This window comes from Streptomyces sp. NPDC004629, assembly GCF_042873595.1.
Taxonomy (GTDB): Bacteria; Actinomycetota; Actinomycetes; order Streptomycetales; family Streptomycetaceae; genus Streptomyces.
In genome coordinates this window covers 73,723-92,316 of the sequence record NZ_JBIALO010000029.1, presented here as the reverse complement: position 1 = coordinate 92,316, position 18,594 = coordinate 73,723, and the positions used below count along the sequence as shown (strand labels likewise).

21 protein-coding genes are annotated in these 18,594 nt (G+C 72.4%); 13 read left to right on the top strand and 8 right to left on the bottom strand.

What is annotated here, in order from left to right; translation table 11 throughout:
- Window positions 1-140 precede the first annotated feature (140 nt).
- Window positions 141-320: a peptidase gene (locus ACFYTE_RS33545; RefSeq protein ID WP_388718793.1), complete on the bottom strand. Its 180-nt coding sequence runs from the start codon at window positions 318-320 to the stop codon at window positions 141-143.
- Between the two features lie 341 nt (window positions 321-661).
- On the opposite strand from ACFYTE_RS33545, the gene ACFYTE_RS33540 reads away from it, so the two are divergent.
- The 3 genes from ACFYTE_RS33540 (at window position 662) to ACFYTE_RS33530 (ending at window position 3,790) form a co-directional block, all read left to right on the top strand.
- On the top strand, window positions 662-2,053 hold the full coding sequence (locus ACFYTE_RS33540; protein WP_388718791.1) for a hypothetical protein: 1,392 nt from the start codon (window positions 662-664) through the stop codon (window positions 2,051-2,053).
- Window positions 2,054-2,591: 538 nt separating this feature from the next.
- Window positions 2,592-2,915 carry a hypothetical protein gene (locus tag ACFYTE_RS33535; RefSeq protein WP_388718789.1) on the top strand — a complete coding sequence of 108 codons (324 nt, stop codon included), beginning with the start codon at window positions 2,592-2,594 and terminating at the stop codon, window positions 2,913-2,915.
- Window positions 2,916-3,133: 218 nt separating this feature from the next.
- On the top strand, window positions 3,134-3,790 hold the full coding sequence (locus tag ACFYTE_RS33530) for a hypothetical protein (RefSeq protein ID WP_388718787.1): 657 nt from the start codon (window positions 3,134-3,136) through the stop codon (window positions 3,788-3,790).
- A 279-nt stretch (window positions 3,791-4,069) separates the two neighbouring features.
- Here ACFYTE_RS33530 and ACFYTE_RS33525 read toward each other — a convergent pair whose 3' ends face one another.
- Entirely contained in the window at window positions 4,070-4,846 is a 777-nt protein-coding gene (locus tag ACFYTE_RS33525; protein ID WP_388718785.1) for a GntR family transcriptional regulator, read from the bottom strand.
- Between the two features lie 317 nt (window positions 4,847-5,163).
- Here ACFYTE_RS33525 and ACFYTE_RS33520 point away from each other — a divergent pair, with 317 nt between their 5' ends.
- Complete coding sequence (locus tag ACFYTE_RS33520) at window positions 5,164-6,027, top strand: hypothetical protein (protein WP_388718783.1); 864 nt, start codon at window positions 5,164-5,166, stop codon at window positions 6,025-6,027.
- Between the two features lie 658 nt (window positions 6,028-6,685).
- Here ACFYTE_RS33520 and ACFYTE_RS33515 read toward each other — a convergent pair.
- From ACFYTE_RS33515 to ACFYTE_RS33505, 3 genes are read right to left on the bottom strand one after another with little or no spacing between them, the layout of a single operon-like run.
- Window positions 6,686-7,033, bottom strand: coding sequence for an Asp23/Gls24 family envelope stress response protein (locus ACFYTE_RS33515; RefSeq protein ID WP_388718781.1), 348 nt, complete (start codon window positions 7,031-7,033; stop codon window positions 6,686-6,688).
- Complete coding sequence (locus ACFYTE_RS33510; RefSeq protein ID WP_388718780.1) at window positions 7,030-7,680, bottom strand: Asp23/Gls24 family envelope stress response protein; 651 nt, start codon at window positions 7,678-7,680, stop codon at window positions 7,030-7,032. The genes ACFYTE_RS33515 and ACFYTE_RS33510 overlap by 4 nt, the downstream gene beginning before the upstream one ends.
- Window positions 7,671-8,258, bottom strand: a complete 588-nt coding sequence (locus ACFYTE_RS33505; RefSeq protein ID WP_388718778.1) for an RNA polymerase sigma factor — start codon at window positions 8,256-8,258, stop codon at window positions 7,671-7,673. Before ACFYTE_RS33505 ends, ACFYTE_RS33510 begins: the two co-directional genes overlap by 10 nt.
- A gap of 197 nt (window positions 8,259-8,455) precedes the next feature.
- Between ACFYTE_RS33505 and ACFYTE_RS33500 the strand changes: the two genes are divergently transcribed.
- From ACFYTE_RS33500 to ACFYTE_RS33470, 7 genes are all read left to right on the top strand, one after another.
- Complete coding sequence (locus ACFYTE_RS33500; protein WP_388718776.1) at window positions 8,456-8,983, top strand: Asp23/Gls24 family envelope stress response protein; 528 nt, start codon at window positions 8,456-8,458, stop codon at window positions 8,981-8,983.
- 84 nt (window positions 8,984-9,067) lie between these two features.
- A complete protein-coding gene (locus ACFYTE_RS33495) occupies window positions 9,068-9,277 on the top strand; it encodes a hypothetical protein (protein WP_351738998.1) in 210 nt (69 codons plus the stop codon).
- A gap of 206 nt (window positions 9,278-9,483) precedes the next feature.
- On the top strand, window positions 9,484-10,740 hold the full coding sequence (locus ACFYTE_RS33490) for a DUF6286 domain-containing Asp23/Gls24 family envelope stress response protein (RefSeq protein WP_388718774.1): 1,257 nt from the start codon (window positions 9,484-9,486) through the stop codon (window positions 10,738-10,740).
- Window positions 10,737-11,321, top strand: a complete 585-nt coding sequence (locus ACFYTE_RS33485) for an alkaline shock response membrane anchor protein AmaP (RefSeq protein ID WP_388718772.1) — start codon at window positions 10,737-10,739, stop codon at window positions 11,319-11,321. Before ACFYTE_RS33490 ends, ACFYTE_RS33485 begins: the two co-directional genes overlap by 4 nt.
- Before the next feature lie 261 nt (window positions 11,322-11,582).
- Window positions 11,583-11,795, top strand: a complete 213-nt coding sequence (locus ACFYTE_RS33480; RefSeq protein ID WP_388718770.1) for a hypothetical protein — start codon at window positions 11,583-11,585, stop codon at window positions 11,793-11,795.
- A 196-nt stretch (window positions 11,796-11,991) separates the two neighbouring features.
- On the top strand, window positions 11,992-12,522 hold the full coding sequence (locus tag ACFYTE_RS33475; protein WP_388718768.1) for a DUF2637 domain-containing protein: 531 nt from the start codon (window positions 11,992-11,994) through the stop codon (window positions 12,520-12,522).
- A gap of 206 nt (window positions 12,523-12,728) precedes the next feature.
- The gene (locus tag ACFYTE_RS33470) at window positions 12,729-13,235 is read left to right on the top strand and encodes an SsgA family sporulation/cell division regulator (protein ID WP_388718766.1); all 507 of its coding nucleotides are present in this window, start codon (window positions 12,729-12,731) and stop codon (window positions 13,233-13,235) included.
- 686 nt (window positions 13,236-13,921) lie between these two features.
- On the opposite strand, the gene ACFYTE_RS33465 is transcribed toward ACFYTE_RS33470, so the two are convergent.
- From ACFYTE_RS33465 to ACFYTE_RS33455, 3 genes are read right to left on the bottom strand one after another with little or no spacing between them, the layout of a single operon-like run.
- A complete protein-coding gene (locus ACFYTE_RS33465) occupies window positions 13,922-14,398 on the bottom strand; it encodes a GtrA family protein (RefSeq protein ID WP_388718764.1) in 477 nt (158 codons plus the stop codon).
- Window positions 14,392-15,333, bottom strand: coding sequence for a decaprenyl-phosphate phosphoribosyltransferase (locus tag ACFYTE_RS33460; RefSeq protein ID WP_388718762.1), 942 nt, complete (start codon window positions 15,331-15,333; stop codon window positions 14,392-14,394). The genes ACFYTE_RS33465 and ACFYTE_RS33460 overlap by 7 nt, the downstream gene beginning before the upstream one ends.
- Window positions 15,326-15,835 carry a phosphatase PAP2 family protein gene (locus ACFYTE_RS33455; RefSeq protein ID WP_388718760.1) on the bottom strand — a complete coding sequence of 170 codons (510 nt, stop codon included), beginning with the start codon at window positions 15,833-15,835 and terminating at the stop codon, window positions 15,326-15,328. The genes ACFYTE_RS33460 and ACFYTE_RS33455 overlap by 8 nt, the downstream gene beginning before the upstream one ends.
- 436 nt (window positions 15,836-16,271) lie before the next feature.
- Between ACFYTE_RS33455 and ACFYTE_RS33450 the strand changes: the two genes are divergently transcribed.
- Both ACFYTE_RS33450 and ACFYTE_RS33445 read left to right on the top strand, forming a co-directional pair.
- Window positions 16,272-17,063, top strand: coding sequence for an RNA polymerase sigma factor (locus ACFYTE_RS33450; protein ID WP_388718758.1), 792 nt, complete (start codon window positions 16,272-16,274; stop codon window positions 17,061-17,063).
- A 92-nt stretch (window positions 17,064-17,155) separates the two neighbouring features.
- Window positions 17,156-17,533, top strand: a complete 378-nt coding sequence (locus tag ACFYTE_RS33445; protein WP_388718756.1) for a hypothetical protein — start codon at window positions 17,156-17,158, stop codon at window positions 17,531-17,533.
- Window positions 17,534-18,594: the final 1,061 nt, after the last annotated feature.

Here is an 18,594-nt window from a genome sequence, read left to right as displayed (position 1 = left end):
TTGCGGGTGGCGGCGTTGGGGTGGGGGGTGGGGCCCCGCGGGCCCCCGGGGGGGGGGGCGCCCCCCCCCCGGGGGGGGGCCCCCCCCCCCCGGGGGGGGGGGGGGGCCCCCGCCCCCCCCCCCACCCGGCTTTCTGACGCTCAGGGGCGTCTGTTGCGGTGCTTCAACGACGAGGACCGCAGCAGCAGGGCGCCGACGACGAACAGCACGACGGCCAGCACGACGAAGATCCCCGTCTGTCCCAGGCCGGTCGCGGCAAGTGCCCCACCTCCCCCGACAGCGCCTCCGATGCCCTTGCCGATGCCAGGGCCTCCGTACATGGCCGCCTCCTCCCTTCCCGGTGTCACACGTTTCCCGGGCCACCGCGAGCGGGTGCACGATCCCCGTCGACGCGGCGCCTTCTACAAGACAGAGGCCCCGTCGGCACGGACATGACGCGTGGCCTGCGGTGACCGGAGCGGGGCCGTGTCGAAGAGGTGGGCCGCGGCGGCGACGAACTCCAAATCCCCTGTGGGCAAGGGCAGTCCGACTGAGTGAGGTTTGCCCTCAATGTCGGACTCACCGAGTCATATCCATACATTCCAGACCTCTAGGCAGAACAGCGGGACAAGCACGGTGAGTGGATCGCCGGGAAACACCGTACGAGCGGAGGGATTTCTTCATGTCCGACACCGATTCGTCTTCTGGTGAGCGCGCGGCCTCGAAGGCCTCGAAGGACCGTGGCCGCCGCGCCCGGCGCATCATTCTGATCTCGACGGCGGTGGCATGCGCCATGGGGGCCATCTCAACGTCGTTCTCACCGCCCAAGACGGTTTCGGCGTATCCCCCCGCGGCCGGCGCACAACCCAGCCCCGCCCCCGCCCCGCCCGCCCCGGACTTCGGCGATCCGGAGCCCGCGCCGAAGGAGACCCCCGCCGACGAGGACACGGAAGGCAAAGCACTGCGGCCGGGTGCGGTCCCGGTCACCGTGCCGGCGGACGCCGCGCACTCGGACATCCCGGCGCTGGCATTCGAGGCATATCAGCGAGCCGCCGACGAGCAGGCGGTCCGGACGCCCGGCTGTCATCTGCCGTGGACGCTGCTCGCCGCGATCGGCCAGGTCGAGTCGAACCACGCGAGGAACGGCGCCCTCACCAGTGAGGGCTTTACGGCGTCCCCGATTCTCGGGCCGGTGCTGAACGGCGGGCCGTTCGCCGCGCTGCGCGACTCCGACCAGGGGAAGTTCGACGGCGACACCACCTGGGACCGGGCGGTCGGGCCCATGCAGTTCATCCCCTCCACGTGGAAACGCTGGGGCACCACCACTCGGCCCACGCTCGACGCCGATCCCAACAACATCTTCGACGCCGCCACGACGGCGGCCGCCTATCTGTGCGCCGACAACCGCGATCTCAGCGATCCGCAGCAGCTGAACCGGGCCATCCTCAGCTACAACCCCGCGGATGTCTATCTGCGCGACGTGCTGGCGTGGAACTCCGTGTACGCCAGCGGGCATACGGTCGGGGCCGTGCCCGCCATGCCTGCCCTGCCCGCCCTGCCTGCCATGCCCGCCGTGGACGGCGGCGGCACCGGCCTCGGCGATGGGGTGAACGGCGGCCCCGCGCCGTCCTCGCCGGCGGGGCAGGTAGTGCAGGCCGCGCTGTCCGGGCGTACGGGCCAGGGTGGCAGCGTCTCCCGTCCGGCCGGAGCCCATACGGCCGGGACCGTCACGGCCGGAGGCGTCAAGGGCGGGCCGTCCACGCCCGCGAGGCCGGCGGCGGGCGCGGGGACAGGGGCGGGGGCGGCGCGGCCGTCGAGCGACGGCCACCAGACGGCCCCTCCGCAGCAACTCCCCCAGCCGGAAAGCGGCGTTCACGTCCCGGAGCCGGTGCCCCCGGCCGCTTCCCCGGCCGCCGGCTCCGCGCCGGACAGTGCGCCACCGCGGGCCGAGACGGGCTCCGGCGCACCGCACACGTCGTCTCCCGCCCGCTCCGCCTCACCCTCCCTCCTCACCACCGCCACGACACGGATCGGCGGGGTCCTGGACCACCTCGGCCGACGGATCCTCGGCTGAAGTCCACGCGAGCGGGCGGCGCCCGAACCGACTGAGGCGCGCGACGCACCCACTGGGTCCGCCCCCGCCAACCGGCGCAGCCGAACGGGCTGAAACCCAGCCAACCTGCCCACCCGCCCTACGCCCCGCCGACCGGCACCGGCGAACAGGCTGAAACCCAGCCAACCTGCCCACCCGGCCTACGCCCCGCCGGCCTACGCCCCGCCGGCCTGCGCCCCGCCGGGCGGCGTGGCCGGGCGGCCGTGGTGGCATCGTGCGGCGACGGTGGTCGGCAGGGGCTCGGCTTCGGGCTCGACGGCAGACGACACCTGCCGCCCTGCCCCAACCCCGCCCGCACCGCGGACCGCCCCGCCGTCCCAGCGCGCGACATCGACTCACGTACACCGCAACCGGGGCCGAGCCGAACGCCCGCGATACCACGAGTGCAGGCGGGTGGCGCCTTCGGCGGGTCTGTCGGAGGGGGCGCTCGTCACGGGAAGCCTCGGGAATGCACCCGTACGGCAGACATCGCGATCGCCGCTTTCCGCGTTGACCAACCATGAACCCCCTTCCGGACTCCCGTACCCCGATCTACGACGCCCTGTACGCACAGTGGCGTGCGGATTTCCGGTACGTCCCCGGTGAGCAAGGCCCGCAGGACGTCTGCTCCGCACCCTTCTGCCACGGCCACGCCCCCCTGGACCACACCTCCCGCGCCCTGGAGCAGGGCTACCCGGGCCACCCGGGCCACCCCCTGCCGGTGCCCCGGCAACTGACCGGCCGCGGCACTCGCGGGGGCGTCCCCGTGGCCGCCTCCCCGCCTCCGTTCCTGGTGGTCGGCGGCCAGTGGCACCCCGGCCCGCCGCTCGTCCCGACGAGGTAGCCGAAGGGCCGGTGCAGCCCGCCCGGCACACCGGCCGCACCGGCGCCCCGCCAGGGCCCGGTGACGTCATGCTCGGCGCCCAGCCGCATCTGTATAGGGGCGCCCGGGCACACCGTCGCGAAGGTGCGGGCGCAGCCACGGCGGTTGGTCCCCGTGGCTCCCCCGCCGGCTGTCCGGCCTCGAACGTACCTTTCGCGCGTGACGAGTTGGGAGGAGCAGTGAAGTTCCACGAGCGGGCTGTTCGCGAGCTGATCAATGACCTGGTGCCCGAGTCCAACGAGAACCTCATGACGGCGACCCGGCTGATCGAGTTCATGAGCACGCACAACGTCTTCGGCGCCCTCGGGGTCACGGACGTGTGGCTCGCCTCGGACGGCCCCAGTGCCCACCGTCTGGAGGTCAACATCCGGGGCTGGGGCGTCTACCAGTCGACGCCCCTGTCCCCGAAGACCGCCCCGTGGCTGAAGGCCCATCAGCTGGGCGCCAAACTGGATCTGCGGGCGGCGGCCGAGGGCGTCTACCGGATCGTCGCGCGGGTCGTGGAGTCCGTGGGCCTTGACGCCGAGGAGTACCTGCACGACGCGATCGCGACGTACCGCGTGGAGGTCGGACATACCGGGGGCGGTACGACGGTCCTGCTGGGCGGTCCGAGGGCCAAGGAGGCCCTTGTCATCGCGATGGGGGCGCTGAGCGTGGCCGCCGCGGAACTCGGGCTGGACTGCGTCCCCGCCGAGGCGCGGCAGCAGTTGGAGGAGAACGGCGCGTATGACATCGGCCCGGTGAGCGTCTCGATCAGCCACGGCGTGATCCTCGGTCCCGGGCCCGTGCTGAAGCGGCGGCCCGTCGTGGCCGCGGTGGACCGGTTCCTCCACTGACCGTGCGGCCCCACCCGTTCCGCTGGAACGGCGCTCCCACTGCGGCGTGCCCGGCCGGGTTTCCGCACACGTGCGCGAGGTGTGCACACGATCGTGCGGGCGACTTGGACACCGCGGGGAGAACGCGTACAACTGCGGCAACGGGTCTCCCGGACGGCCTCTGCCCCGCTTCCCCCGAGCGGCCGGGAGGCCCTGTCATGTCTCGCCGCGGGGCCCGCGCTCCGGGGTGTCCGGTTTCCCGGGTCCCAGTGGCCTGACCGCGGGCGGTACGGCCCGCGGTCAGCGGGACTCGGGTCCGGCGACGGCGAGTTCGTAGGCCACTTCCCAGCGCACGTCGGGGACGACGATGTCGGTCGTCTCCACCGCGCGGCCGTCGCTGTCGTAGTACGTCCGCTCGATGACGAGGATCAGATCGCCGAGGCCGATGCCGAGCAGGTCGGCCTGTTCCCGGGTGGCGCGGGCCGGGCGCGGCACCTCGACCGCGGTGACGATGTCGATGCCCTTCGCGCGGAGCCGCCCGGCCACTGCCCCACTCGTGTCGGGCCGCCGCTGCAGCGGCACCGTGGGTCTCATGGCCGTCGCCGCGGGCGCGGGTTCCCAGCTGACGGCGAACTGGGAGGTCAGGGCGTCCGCGAGGAATTCGTAGCCGGTGCGTACGCACGGGTCACCGGGCGCGATACCGAGCCGCCGGGCGATGTGGTCCGGGGCGACCGTGCGCACCTGGGCTCGGGCCCGCCACACGCCGACGTGATCCGGCTCGGCCGTGCCGCTCGTGAAGGTGCCGCCGCCGGCCGGCTTCCGGGGCCGGGAACGGATCATGCGGCGGCGCTCGCGGGGCCTGGCCACATAGGTGCCGGAACCGGCGCGTCCTTCGAGGAACCCCTCGATGATCAGGCGCTCCTGGGCCTTCTGCATGACGTTGGGGTTGACTCCGTACTCCTCGGCCATCCGGGCGCGGGAGGGAAGTTTCGCGCCGACGGGCCAGTCGCCGCGGGCGAGGCGACGACGCAGGTCGTCGGCGACCACCTGGTGTCGCGGCGGGTCATCGTGCCCCATGTGAAGACTCCGTACTCGGTTGGCGGCCTGCAAAGTGTCGAGTTTGGACCCCGGCCGACGAGCTAATGCATTAGAACTGCGGTAAGTCACTGGGCATATGCGGAGGGGATGCGTGGACGCGTGGATCGCGGGGGCCGTGACCGCGCCCTCGCACTCGGCGTGTGCCGCGGCCGGGCCGAGCCGGACATCTGGGTCGGGCGTCCGGGGGCGCGTCGGCGTCCCGGCTCCGGACGGCCCCGGCGCCGTGCGTCCGAACCCTCTCCGTACAGCCCCTGCAACACAGTTCGATCACCTGTCAGTCCCCTGGAGTCCACGCGATGACACGCGCCGCCTCGACCACCCCCGTGCCCCAGCGAGAGCTGGTCGGCACCGTCCCCGACCGGGCGCACGTCGCGCTCTACACAAGCAGTCCGGATTCCCGGGTCGCAACTCAATCCCTCATGGGGCTGCGGGAGTTCGCCATCCGGCAGGGGTGGACCGTCGTGCACAAGGTGTACGACCTGGCGCCGCTCGACGCGCCCCTTTGGCATCGCACCGGCTGGCGGGCCGTCCAGCATCTGCTGGCCACCGGCGCGGCCACGGGGCTCGTCGTCCCCGATGAGGGTGAGGTCGCCCGGCACGCCGGAGACCGGGACGTGCTGCGCAGCTGGCTGTTAGGACTTCCCGCCTTCGCGGTGTGCGCATACCCCCGTACCGGACGTACGGGGTTGCCGCTCCGGCCCGTACGGGCGCTGGAGGACGCCGCCTTCCGCACCGCACTGCGCGGGCCGGTCGGTGCGCACTGGCGCCGCTCCTACTCACTGCACCCGCTCAGCGTGCACCGGGCGCGGGAGGCGGCCCGCAGCTATCTGACGTTACGGGGCTGGCCGGGTGACATCGTTGTCGCGGGGGATGTCCTCGCCCGACTCGCCTACAACGCCGTCGTGCACGCCCAGCCGGTCGACGGCGCGGACGCGCGCATGCGCGTGCGGCTGACGCTGAGCGAACCCGACGCGCTGCTGGTGGAGGTGGGGGATCCGCTCCCCGACTTCCGGAACAGCGCGGCCGCCATTGCCGGAGTGCTGGGCAACGGGCTGCGGGAGGCACGGCTCCTGGGCGCCGAGGTGAGCTGGCTGCCCGCCGCCGACGGCCGAGGCAAGTTCGTCCGCGCCCGCCTGCCGGCGACACGCACCGACACCTAGGCCCGTCACTCCGGACCCCCAGCTCACGCAGGGCGTCGACCACGCCGCGCAGGGGCTGGGCGCCCTGCCTCCGCCCCGTGCTGGGCGTCCCGGCAGGGGTGCGGCGCCCCAACGCACGGGAACCCGCAGGTCCTTCAGGGGTGGGTCGGCGGGATCGGGTGTGGAACGGAAGCCGAGGGCAGCATCCTGGTCGGCGCATGCCGACGGCGGCCGTGCGGCGCCGGCGGTACGGCCGGTGCCGGGCGGCTCGCAGCCGCTGCCGACGTGTACGGCCAGTTGCCGGGCGCCTCGCAGCCAGTGCAGGCGGTACGGCCAGTGCCGGGCGGCTCGCAGCCGCTGCCGACGTGTACGGCCAGTTGCCGGGCGCCTCGCAGCCAGTGCAGGCGGTACGGCCAGTGCTGGGCGGCTCGCAGCCGCTGCCGACGTGTACGGCCAGTTGCCGGGCGCCTCGCAGCCAGTGCAGGCGGTACGGCCAGTGCAGGGCGGCTCGCAGCCGCTGCCGACGTGTACGGCCGGTGCCGGGCGGTTCGTAGCCGCTGCGGGGTGCACGGCCGCGTCTTCGCCCCTGTCCCTGTTCTCGGCACCGGCCGTGTCCTCGGTGGTGAACGGCCTTGCCCTGCCCGTTGGTTGGCCGGCAGGGCAAGGGGTGCCGGCCTGGTCACACCAGGCCGGTGACCGTCACCGTGACCCGGGCGGGCGGCCGGTCCCCGGCCGTGGCCCGCACCGCGGCACGCACCGCGCGTGTCACGTCCACGGCACGGTGGCCGCGCCGCAGGACGACGCTGACCTCGACCACCAGGGTGCCCGGCGCACTCCCGCGTCCGACCCGCACGGCGGACTTCGCCCGGCTCGCGTCGGGGTTCGCCCGGCGCCCTGTCGCGCGCGCCGCGACGGAGGAGCGCAGCAGTCCGGCCAGGCCGGGCCGTAGAAACGCCACGCCGGGCACGTCCGCGACCGCCTGGGCGATCCGCTCGGTCAGCTCCGCGGGCTCACCGTCCGCTATCACCTCGTTCCTCCCTCCGCCAGATCGTCTTCGGGCAGGACGTCGGTGAAGGTCACGTCCACCGAGCCGACCTCCATGCCCAGCAGTTCGTCCGCCGCACCGAAGACCCTTTCCCGCACCTGCTCCGCCACCCGCTGAAGGTTGACCGTCGCGGCGACCACGACCTCGACCCGCACCGCCACCGGGCCGCGCGTCCGGCGCGCGGACGCCGCCGCGCCGGAGCCTGCCGGGGCGATCCGGCAACTGCCGGTCCGCGCACCGGGCACGGAGTCGGCCGCCGAGCGAAGCACCTTGGCGGCCGCGGCCTCCACGATCCAGTCGTCCTCCGCCAGGGTGCCCAGCGGGAGCGTCCGGCCGGGGCGCAGTTCGAGGCGTACGACGTCCATCACCCGCTCGACGAGCGCTCCGGCGTCCTCTTTGGGCGGTTCCTCCTCCCGGGCCCGGCGCACGACGTCCTGGAGCCGGTTCAGGTCGTGCAGCGCGGCCGAGCAGTGCGGGCAGGTGCGCGTGTGCGGATCGGTGAAGCCCTGCTCCCACTGGCGCCACACGTCCTCCAACTTGCGGCCACAGGGCAGCAGTTCGTCCCCGGATGCCTCCTCGCCGCGGGTCGCGTCGGCCGAGCCGGAGTTCGGGTCCGCGTTCATTGCCATGCGACCATCGCCTCCGTCAGCTGGCGCCGCGCGCGGAAGACGCGTCCGCGGACCGCCTCCTGACTGATTCCGACCATGTCGGCCACTGCCTCGTACGGTAGTCCGTTCAACTCCCTGAGTACCCAGCACACCCGTTGCTCGGGCGACAGGACGGCCATCGCCTGCGACAGGGCTTCGACGGCGGCGTGCGCCTCCGCCACCCGTGCCGGGGACGCCTGGTGTTCGGGCGCCGCGGGTTCGGGCACCGCGTCCAGGGCGGCCACCGGGCGACGTCCGCGCAGCACGTTCAGGCACCGGTTGGTGACGATCCGGTACATCCACGTGCCGAACGCGGACTCGCCGCGGAACTCCGGCAGTTTGCGCCAGGCGCTGACGAAGGCGTCCTGTACGGCGTCCTCCGCCTCGGTCCTGTTGCCGAGCAGCCGCGTGGCCAGTTGCAGCAGCCCGGGGCCATGGCGGCGCACCAGTATCTCGAAGGCCTCCTCGTCGCCCTCTCCTGCCCGTACCGCCAGCAAGGCGTCCTCGTGCCGTTCGCCGTCGTCCTCGGCGTCCGTCGGGCTGTCCCGGTGCCCCGGCACGGTGGTCTCCTCTCGTCCGGCCCGTCCCCATCCGACTCCTCCCCTCGGCCGTACGACACGGCGCCGCCGTGCGCGTTACGCGGCAGCGGCTGGCTGTCCGCGCGAAGGGGGAATCCCGGGCATCGCGTAATGAAACGTCAGTAGACGTGTCGAAGTAGGTGACCGCGCACAGGGACATTGATCCAGGAGGCACACCGATGACGGCACAGGAGTCCAATCGGGCAGGGGTGGGTGAGGGCGGTTCGGGCCCGGTTCCCGGCCTGACCGCGGTGCTCGGCGGAGCCGGCGAAACCACGCCGGCCGCGGCGGGGCGGGCCGAGGAGAAGCGGCCCGCGGAGGAGCGGGGCAGGACGACCATCGCCGACGTCGTGGTGGTCAAGATCGCGGGCATGGCGGCGCGTGAGGTGCCCGGCGTGTACGACATGGGCGCCGGTGGTCTGTCCCGCACGATCGGCGCGGTCCGTGACCGGGTGCCGGGCGGGCGGCCGAACGTGGGGCGCGGGGTGAAGGTCGAGGTCGGTGAACGGCAGGCCGCCGTCGACCTGAACCTGGTCGTCGAGTACGGGGTGCCCATTCCCGAGGTCGCGCGCGAGGTACGGGCGAACGTGATCTCCGCCGTGGAGCGGATCACGGGGCTTGAGGTGGTCGAGGTGCAGGTGGCCGTCGACGACGTGCATCTGCCCGACGACGACGCGAGCGCCGCGGCGGACGCACGTGTGGAGTGACGGGCCCGTACGGGCAGGGTGCGCCGCCGGTGAAGGGCCGGGCCGGGCGGGGCGCCGAGGAGACGGACGGAGGCGGGCGGCGCGATGAGCAGAGCCGACACAGGGCTGTTGGTGGGCGTGGCCCTCGGCTACGCGGGCTGGTTCGGTGGGTTCAGGGCGTTCTTGCTGGTCGCCGGGATGGGGGCGGTCGGTTGGATCGCGGGCCGTTTCCTCGACACCGGAACCGTTCGGCCGGAGTTCTTCGGATCCCGTGACGGCGGACGCGACGACCACGGCCCGGGCAGGCCTCGATGAGTACGACGGGCTCCAACTCGGCCCCGACCGAACCGGGCTCGGGCTCGGCTGGGGCGGGTTCGGGCACCGCGGGGACGGGCTCGGGCACCGCGGGGGCGGCCACGGGCATGGCTGGAACGGGCCCAGGCACGGCTGGAACGGGCTCAGGCACGGCTGGGACGGGCACGGGCACGGCTGGGACGGGCAACACCGAGGCGGGCTCGGGCATGGCTGGAACGGGTTCGGGCACCGCGGGCTCGGGTTCGGCTGGGACGGGCACGGGCACCGCGGGGGCGGGCTCGGGCACGACCGGGGCGCACAGCACCGAGGCGGGGGCGGGCAGGGCCGGGGCGGGCTCGGGCACCGTGGGGACGGGCAACGCCGAGGCGGGCTCGGGCATCGCCGCAGCCAGGGCACACAACACCGGGGCCCGGGTGGGTGCCGCCGGGGCGGGTCTGGGCGTGGTCGGGACCGGGTCGGGCATGGTCGGGACCGGGTCAGGTGTGGTCGGGACCGGGTCGAGGGTGGTTGGGGCCGGTGAACGCGGGCGGACCACCGTCAGCGACCGGGCGGTGCGCCGCATCGCCGAGCACGCCGCGCGCGAGGCGCTGCCCCCGGGAGACGTCGGGGCCGTCAACGCGAAGGTGGGGACGCGCGGTGGCCGGGCGGCGGTGTCGGTCGCTCTCACGCTCCCCTATCGGGCCGGTATCGCGAAGTCCGGCCACCGGGTGCGGCTGCATGTGGCGCGCCGCACGGCCGCGCTCACCGGACTCGCGGTCGCGCGCCCGCAGGTCCGGGTGCGCGCTCTGGCCCCGCCTGCCGGGCCACGGCCGGGCGGTCCCGCGGCCCCGGCCCCGCACGGCACGACCGGCGGTCCGGCGCGGCGGCCGTGGTCGGAGCGGCGAGTGCCCGCGGCGCTGGCGGCGCTTGTGGGCCTGTCGGCCTGTGCGACGTTGCTGTACGACGTCGTGTGCGTTCGGGTGGCGGGGCGTACGGCGGCGCCCTGGCGGTCCCGGGCGCTCACCTGGCTGTCCAGCCACGGCCCCGGCGGCTTCCCGGTGGCGCTGAGCGCCGCCATGGCCGTGCTCGGCGTCGGGATGGTGCTGCTCGCGCTGGCACCCGGCCGGCGCCGCTCGCTCGCAATGAGCACCGCCGACGGGAGTGTGCGTGCGACGCTCGACCGGTCGGCGGCGCAGACGCTGGTGCGTGACGCCGTGTCGGGCGTGTCCGGGGTCTCCCGCGTGCGGGTTCGGGTCAGGCGTCGGCGGCGGGCGCGGATCCGGGCCGCCGTCGACTTCGGTGACCGGGAGGTCGCGCACGGACAGGTGGTGACCACCGTTGACCAGGCTCTCGGCGCATGCGGGCTGGGTCGTACGCCCCGCTCCCGGGTGCGCGTGCGTACCGCGCCGGGTTGGCACGATCCGGGGCGGCGGGACCGTGTGAGCCCGGGAAGCCCGCCGCGGCCGGGGAGCGGGGTGTCGTGAACCGGCTGCGCAGCGGCGTCAACAGGGCCGTGCTGGTCTGCGCCGGCCTTCCCCTGGCGGCGGCGGGGATCACGCTCGGGGCCCCCGAGGTCGTCGGTCGCGACCGGATGCCCTCCTGGTGGCCCATGGCCGCCTCCGGCACGGTCTGGGTGGACCGCGGTGCGCTCGCCCGCTGGCGCGAGCACGGTTGGTGGACGCCGGTGGTGGTGACGGCGCTCGCCGCCGCGCTGCTGCTGTGTCTGGGCTGGTGCGTCCTCCAGGTCCGCAGCGGCCGGGTACGCGCCCTGCCGCTGGGCGGTGACGGGCTCACCCTGGACGGCGCCGCCCTCACCCAGGCCGTGGCACGAAGCACGCGGTCCGTGCCCGGGGTGACGCAGGTACGTGTCCGTCTCCTCGGCCGGCCCGGCCGGCTCCGGGTCCGTATGCATCTCGTCCTGGATCCGGATGCCTCACCCGCGGCGGTACTGTCGCACATCAGCACGCACACCCTGCCGGAAGCCCGGGAGGCGGTCGCCCCGCAGCACCTCAACACCGAGATCCGCCTCCACATCCGCCGACACCCACACCAGCGCGTCACCTGACGCACGACATCACCCATCCGCCCACCACACCGCACGCCCAGGCCACCACCCACCGCAACCCCCGCCCGAAGCGGAAAGCGGTCACGGTCACCCCCGGCAGCGGGATCCGCCCCCGTGTTCACCGGCACCCCCCACCAACACCCCAACCGGTCTCCCGCGGCGGCAGCCGTTCGCTCGTCACATCTGATCTTCCGACCCGGTAATAACACGGCAGGATGTCCCTCGAAAGCTGGATGTCTTGATGCTCGTGACGCTCGTTAGGTGACCGTGACTTGGAATGAAACGGTCTGCGCGCGTCAGAAACGGATGCCCCCCACACCGGTTGATCCGAACTCCTTCGGATACGGCGGACCGTGGCTGGATCCGGCCGCAGTGCGGGCCCAGCTCCGGCAGTGCGCGGTGCTGCTGGAGAATTTGCTCGACAGGACCCTCAACGCGGAGCGCGACTCGATGAATGCGGGCGCACATGGATGAGATCCGGGACAGGTGGGATCCCTATGGCACCCAGTTCACCCAGAACGTCGGATACGACGCACCGTCAGCTCCGTACTGCGAGCAGTGCAACACGGTTCAGGCGCATTGGTGTCAGCACACCCCTGAGGCGACAACGGCGGGAGGTGGCTGGGATCTCGACGCGGAACTGGCTCACATGCTGAACATGGAATCCGGCATGGATCCCACCTACTCCAGTCCGTCCGGGCACGGCGCCTACCGGGCCCCGACCCACCAGCGGGCGGCCCGGCCGAGGAACCGCAGCCATGCCGGCCGGCCCAGGATCAGGCCGACCACCCTCCTGCTCACGGCCATCATCGCGTGCGCCATGACCATGCTGGGCTGGTCCATCTCCTATTCGTACGAGCAACTGCGCGCCGTCGCCTCCTTGTTCATGCCGCAGAGCCTGGCGCGCTGGTGGCCGTGGATGCTGTACGGGCCCTGGCTCGCGGCGGGCCTGTCCATCATGCGGGCGTCCCTCCAGCGCCGTACCGCCCGCTGGTCCTGGACCGTCATCGTGACCGCCTCCGTCGGGTCGGTCGCGCTCTGCGTCGGAAACTCCTCGAAGTCCCTCCTGATGATGGCCGTCGCCGGAATTCCGCCGCTCACCGCGCTGGCCTGCTTCCAGGAGCTGGTCAGTCAGTTCTCCTACCGGTACCACCCCCAGCACGCCATGCACAGCCCGAAGCGGGGCTCCGTCCGGCACTGACGCGGACGGTGTGCACAGGCGCCAGGCTCAATCAAGGGGAACACCGGAACAACGGGAACACGCGAGGTCAGCCCCTACGAGGCCCGGGCACCCCTCGTCCGCTTTCGTGGCGACGAGGGGGAACAGCCCGCGGGGATCAGCAGGCCCTCCGCCGTGCGCGCCACCCGGTGGTGCCGTACCCACAGAAAGACACACATCTCATCTCCATGTTCAGATTCACGCGTCATGAACGGGCGCACCGGCGAGCCCCGGAGGCGGGCCGGCGCCTGCCCGGCTGGGGCTTTGCGGGGAGCCCGGTGACGGACGGCATGCTCAGGCAGGCCGCCGGTGCCCGGCTGATCGCCGCGCCCAATCAACAGGTTCTGATCCCCGTGGCCCTGCGCTACGGCCGCGCCGATCCGCTGGCGGTGCACATCGACTTCCCGTCACTGGTGTCCCCCGACGACAGGGACATGACCTGGACGTTCGCCCGCGAGCTGCTGGCCCAGGGCCTGTACCAGCCCGCCGGCATCGGCGACGTGTACATCTGGCCCTGCGGCCCCGCCTACACGATCATGGAGTTCCGGGGCGCCGAGGGCAGGGCGGTGGCCAAGTTCGACACATCTGTGCTGCGTCGTTTCCTGCTGCGCTCGTACGCGCTGGTCGACCGTGGCAGCGAAGATGTCGAACCGGCTCTCGACAAGGGGCTGGCCGCCCTGCTGGGCGAGGTCTGACGGTGGCCGCGGACCGATGACACGGGGCGTCGCGCCCCGTCAGGTCCCGGCCTCCGGCCCGTCGTTCCCTTCGCCGGCCTCGGCGCGACGGCGTGGGGCGGCCGGGTCGTCCATGCCTGACCTCGCACGTTCCCGTTGTTCCACTGTTCCCTCTGCCTGCGGCAGGTGGCTGCCGCCAATCGGCACGGGCGGGACGGCCACACACACCGGTCCGGGAACAGTCGACATGCCAGTAGCCCGGAGACATGGGCAACTCCGGGCTACTGGCGGCGGAGTGGTGCTCTCGGAGCAAAGCACCACTCCTGTTCCCGGCTCAGCCCTCTCCACTCACTGGACCGGGAAACTCAGTCCGCCGACCGACGCAGCTGAATAGAACCCGTAACCGGGTTGTCCGTCCAGCAGTCGATTCAGCTATTTATGGGGTGTCAATTATTCTTCCGGGGCACCCGAATCACACACGGCAGACATGGATACACATCTGGCGAGTCACATTCGCGGCCACCCTGTTTCGGCAGCTCGGAGCCGCCTCTCCGGATGAAACGAGTACCACCCGGATTTGACTCGCCGAGACTATCACGCATTTCCCTCCCCACACATCGACGACCCTCCGGTATTCATCTGCCGTCCGATCGATTTCCTCGAACATTTTCTCAACAGATCCGAATGGTGTTCGAGAGTGCCTTTCGCTACGGTCCGACCGAGCCGTACCGCGCGGTATCCACCACCTCCGCCTCGCCGGTCCGCGCGTCGCACGTGCGTGTTCCGCCCCCGCTGCCGAAGACCAGTGCCCGTACGCCCCAGAAGCGCAGGACGGTCGCCAGCGCCATGCCGATCCCGGCGCCCGAGACGGTGTCGGCACGCTGCGAGGTCAGGCCCAGGCCGTAGTGGCTGACGGCGAGACACAGCAGCTGGACGAGGGCACCGGCCAGGTACACCGCGAGGAAGACGGCGTACGAGCGCAGGCCCCTGGTCCGCGTGTGCCGGTAGGTGCCGAGCGTGTTGCCGACGTAGGCGACCGTGCAACCCGCGGCGAAGGACAGCGCCTTCGCGGTCAGCGGGCCGAGGCCGGCGGGCCCGCGCAGCCACAGGAACAACACCAGGTCGACGGCGTACCCGAGCAGACCGACACCGGCGAAGCCGAGCAGTTCACGCCGGCTCACCAAGGGGCCACCGCCAGGCCGTACAGCACCAGCCACGCCAGTCCGATCAGGGCCAGGGCCCGGTCCCGCAGGACAACCTCCTCGGGCTCACCGGCGGTGCCGCGATCGGCGAAGACGGCGTATCTGAGCACCGCGAGGATGAAGGCGGCCATCGACAGCTGCCGCCAGGGCAGCACACCCGCGTGCGCGGCGCCGTCCTCCAGGGTCCACATGCAGTAGCCGAGGACGGCGACCGAGGCGGCCAGCTGCCATACGAAACGCAGATAGCCCGTCGTGTACTCGCTCAGCAGCGCCCGCGTGGCACCGGCCTTGCCGGCCATCTGGAGCGCCTCGGAGTACCGCTTCGCCGCCACCATGAACAACGCCCCGAAACCCGTGGTGATCAGGAACCAGCGCGACAGCGGAATCCCGAGCGCGATCCCGCCGATCATCGCGCGCATCAGGAAGCCCGTCGTGACCACCACCAGATCGACGACCAGCACATGCTTGAGACTGACGGAGTACGCCCACTGCATCACGAGATACGCCGCGAGCAGCGCCGAGACGGCCGGTGAGGTCAGCCAGGCCGCGGCCAGCGGCGTGACGACCGCCAGGGCGCCCCCTACCGCGTACGCCACCGGTACCGGCACGTCCCCGGCCGCGACCGGACGACGGCACTTGGTGGGATGCGCACGGTCGGCCTCGACGTCGCGCGCGTCGTTGACCAGATAGACCGCCGCGGAGCACGCGGTGAACAGTACGAAGACGAGGGCGAGTTGGGTCACGGCGTGGGCCGACAGGAACTGCCCGGCGGCGACCGGGGCGGCGACCACCAGGACGTTCTTGACCCACTGCCGGGGACGCGCGGTTCTCACGATCCCGCGTAAGAGGCCGCCTGGGGCCGGCGGTTCAGGTCGCGGACTGTGCGTGCGATGTTCGAGCTGCGCCGTCTCAGCCACGGGCCTGCCCTCGCATCCAGCGGGTTCCGACGCGCGCCGTGAGCGCGCCCAGCGCCGCGCCCGCGGCGACGTCGGACGGGTAGTGAACCCCCACGACCAGCCGGGACAGACACATCGCGGCCGCCAAGGGCGCGAGCCCCGGCGCCCCCAGCGCCCCGAAGGCCACGGCGGCGGCCGCCGCGGATGCCGCGTGCGAACTCGGAAAGGAGTGCCGCCCCGCGGTACGCACCAACGGCTCCGTATGCGCGGGACGGGCCCGACGCACCACCCGCTTCACCCCCATGCTCGCCAGATGCGCGCCCGCGACCAGCGCCGTCCCGCGCACCCACGAGGCCCGCCGCGCCCCGTCCGCGGCGGCCCCCACCAGCCCCACCGCAAGCCATAGCGCGCCGTGTTCACCGGCCAGGGACAGGCCGCGCGCGGCGGACCCGAGGCGCGGGTCGGCACCGCGGGCACGAAATGCGGCAAGGATCCGGTGATCCATGTCGTCGAAGTGATCCATGTGGACTCACTTTTCACGTCGGGACGGTCCAAACCTCGGCAATACTCGAACCAATTCGACCAATCACCCATTCTGCGGCATGCGGTTTCCGGCGCGCTTCACCAGGACAGCAGGCATAACATCCGGTCGGATGATCCGATATTCCCTGGGCCTGAAAGACGAATCTTCCACCGAAAGCGTGGCGTAGCTGGATCTGGGATGATCTGAAGGCTCTATAAAGGGGTGACAATCCTTCACGCGATCACGGGAGCCTTTGCGCCGATGTCCTGAGTCAACCTGTCCCCACCTCAGGCTCGGACGGCGCCTCGGCGGCGTACGCGACAGCTGTGCGCCGGCGCTGCTCGATGCGCGGTTCCGCATCGACGCAGCCGACCCGCCGATCGTGGATCCGACCTCTGGAACTCGCTCGCGATGATCCCCTCATCCAGGAGCCGCCTTGTCTTCTTCGGCCGGACACTACGCACCGTCCGCCGGCCAGCCGGGCCAGCAGAATGCCGATCCTGCGCCAGCAAAGTTCAACGACCAGGAGTTGACCCAATTAGTTCGAAGCGGCGACACCGAAGCGTTCGCCGAACTCTTCAACCGTCACCGTGGGGCCGCCTACCGGCTGGCCGCCATGCACACCAGTGACGCGTACACGGCACAGGACTTCGTCGCCGAGGCATTCTTCCGCGTGCTGCAGGCGCTCAGGTCCGGTGGCGGTCCTTCCACCTCGTTCCGCAGCTATCTGCTGCGTGTCCTGCGCAATCTGGTGACCGAATCGGGACGGAACTCGGGGCGACAGGTGCCCGTGCCGGACGTGAGCGCCTACGAGGTGGAGTACGCGACGTCCGCCGGGAACGAGGCCCTCAGGAAGTATGAGCATGTGCTGGTGCGGGAGGCGCTGTCCTCCCTGTCGGACCGGTGGCGAACCATCCTGTGGTGCACCATCGTCCAGTCCCAGCAGCCCGCCTCGATCGCCGACACCATGGGCATCAGTCCGAACAGCGTCGCCGCCCTGGCCTACCGGGCCAAGGAGGGCTTACGGCAGGCCTACCTCTCCGTTCATCTGGACGACAAGAGCTATCCCAGCCGGTGCTCGTACTACGTGGGCCGGCTCGCCGCGTACTCCCGCGGCCGGCTCGGCGCATGCGGATCGGAAGAGGTCATGACGCACCTCGGCGACTGCGACACATGTGCCGGCCTGTACCGGGAGATCGACGAACTGAACCATCTTTTACCGGTCTGAGCGGAGCCGCCCGACGAACGCCTCTCCCGCAGGGGATCCCGTCACCACCGCCCACGCCGTACGCGGGGCGCCTTCGGACTGCAAGGAATTCGATGAACCTGATCCGCCTGGCGATCCGGCAAGCCACCCGGTCACAATGCCGCCACCGGGTGGGAGCCGTGCTGGCCGCGGGCAGCCGTGTCGTCGTCGCGAGTTCCAACAAGTACCGGAACTCGCCCCTCATCGATCACCACAACAGCACCTTCCACGCGGAGGACGCCGCGCTCCGGCGCGCCCGCGGGGCTCCGGTGAGCATGGTGTTCGTGGCCCGGGTCAACGCCGCGTGCGTGCCCATGCTGGCGCGGCCCTGCGACCGGTGTGTCGACAAGCTGTCGCAGGCGGGGGTGCTCAGGGCCTACTACACCGCGGGCCCGAACACGGTGGAGGTGCTGGAGATCCCCCCGATACATTCGCGGGCGGGTTCGGCGTGACAACACCCTCACGAGGACCCGCCCGCCGCCGAACCACCCGTCCGAGGACAGCGCGCCGCACCCCCACCGCCTCGCCCCGGACGCGCTCCCCACACCATGAGGCCCCAACCGCCCCCCAGGACACGCTGAGCGCCCCGACGGGGCCCCCTGGGGCTCTAGGGCCCCAACCACCCAACAACAGCACACCGCACCGTCCACCGGTCTCCCCCAGACGCCCCCCACCCCATGCCCACGCACCGACCCCGGAACACCCCAGGCCGCCCCAATCACCCAACCCAACGACAGCGCGCCGCACCCCCGCCGGTCTCCACCAGACGCGCTCCCCGCACGTGCCCGTGAACCGGCATCCGGAACACCCTGGGCGCCGCAACCACCCGCCGAACCACCCACCCAACAACAAAACACCGCACCGTCCACAGGTCTCCCCCAGACGCCCCCCACACCATGCCCACGCACCAGCCCCGGAACACCCCAGGACATCCCCAACAACCCGACGAACCACCCACCCAATGACAGAACACCACACCACCCACCAGCCTCCCCCAGACACACCTCCCAGCCCGTGCCCACGCACCGGCCCCCCGGGCCGCCTGCGGCCGACAGCGTGATCGCCGGACTGCACGGCGCCTGGCGGCACGGCGGTGGGCGGCACGGCGGCAGGCGGCGGGCGGCGCTCGTGCGGGCTGTGGCGGCCGGTGCCGTAGCCGCCGCGCCAAAACGGCGCGGGCGGCACAGGCGCGCGGCCGGCTGACCGCGTACTCGCCATCGGCGCACGGCCCGGCGACGCCCCAGGGCTTCCCGGGCGGCAGGCGGGCGCGTCCCGCCCGCCGCCGGCCGGCATGAGCGGGCGGGCGGAGAGAGGGAACCTGCTATCGAGAGGCGGCCAACGGACGTGGCGCGAGCGGCCGGTGACACCGTCCGCGGTTCGGCCGTCGAGCCGCCGCGTCCGGCGCCGATACCGAGCGGGGTGGGGGGGCGCGCCCCCCCCCCCCCCCCCCCCCCCCCCCCCCCGCCGCCCCGCCCCCCCCCCCCGGGCGGGGCCGCCCCCCCCCCCCCGCCAC

Coding starts and splice junctions, on each gene's coding strand:
- ACFYTE_RS33520 (WP_388718783.1), top strand. CDS start 5,164: ATGACACGCGCCGCCTCGACCACCCCCGTGCCCCAGCGAGAGCTGGTC.
- ACFYTE_RS33540 (WP_388718791.1), top strand. CDS start 662: ATGTCCGACACCGATTCGTCTTCTGGTGAGCGCGCGGCCTCGAAGGCC.
- ACFYTE_RS33495 (WP_351738998.1), top strand. CDS start 9,068: ATGAGCAGAGCCGACACAGGGCTGTTGGTGGGCGTGGCCCTCGGCTAC.
- ACFYTE_RS33470 (WP_388718766.1), top strand. CDS start 12,729: ATGTTCAGATTCACGCGTCATGAACGGGCGCACCGGCGAGCCCCGGAG.
- ACFYTE_RS33525 (WP_388718785.1), bottom strand. CDS start 4,846: ATGGGGCACGATGACCCGCCGCGACACCAGGTGGTCGCCGACGACCTG.
- ACFYTE_RS33490 (WP_388718774.1), top strand. CDS start 9,484: ATGGCTGGAACGGGTTCGGGCACCGCGGGCTCGGGTTCGGCTGGGACG.
- ACFYTE_RS33545 (WP_388718793.1), bottom strand. CDS start 320: ATGTACGGAGGCCCTGGCATCGGCAAGGGCATCGGAGGCGCTGTCGGG.
- ACFYTE_RS33510 (WP_388718780.1), bottom strand. CDS start 7,680: ATGGCAATGAACGCGGACCCGAACTCCGGCTCGGCCGACGCGACCCGC.
- ACFYTE_RS33445 (WP_388718756.1), top strand. CDS start 17,156: ATGAACCTGATCCGCCTGGCGATCCGGCAAGCCACCCGGTCACAATGC.
- ACFYTE_RS33500 (WP_388718776.1), top strand. CDS start 8,456: ATGACGGCACAGGAGTCCAATCGGGCAGGGGTGGGTGAGGGCGGTTCG.
- ACFYTE_RS33455 (WP_388718760.1), bottom strand. CDS start 15,835: ATGGATCACTTCGACGACATGGATCACCGGATCCTTGCCGCATTTCGT.
- ACFYTE_RS33535 (WP_388718789.1), top strand. CDS start 2,592: ATGAACCCCCTTCCGGACTCCCGTACCCCGATCTACGACGCCCTGTAC.
- ACFYTE_RS33475 (WP_388718768.1), top strand. CDS start 11,992: ATGGATCCCACCTACTCCAGTCCGTCCGGGCACGGCGCCTACCGGGCC.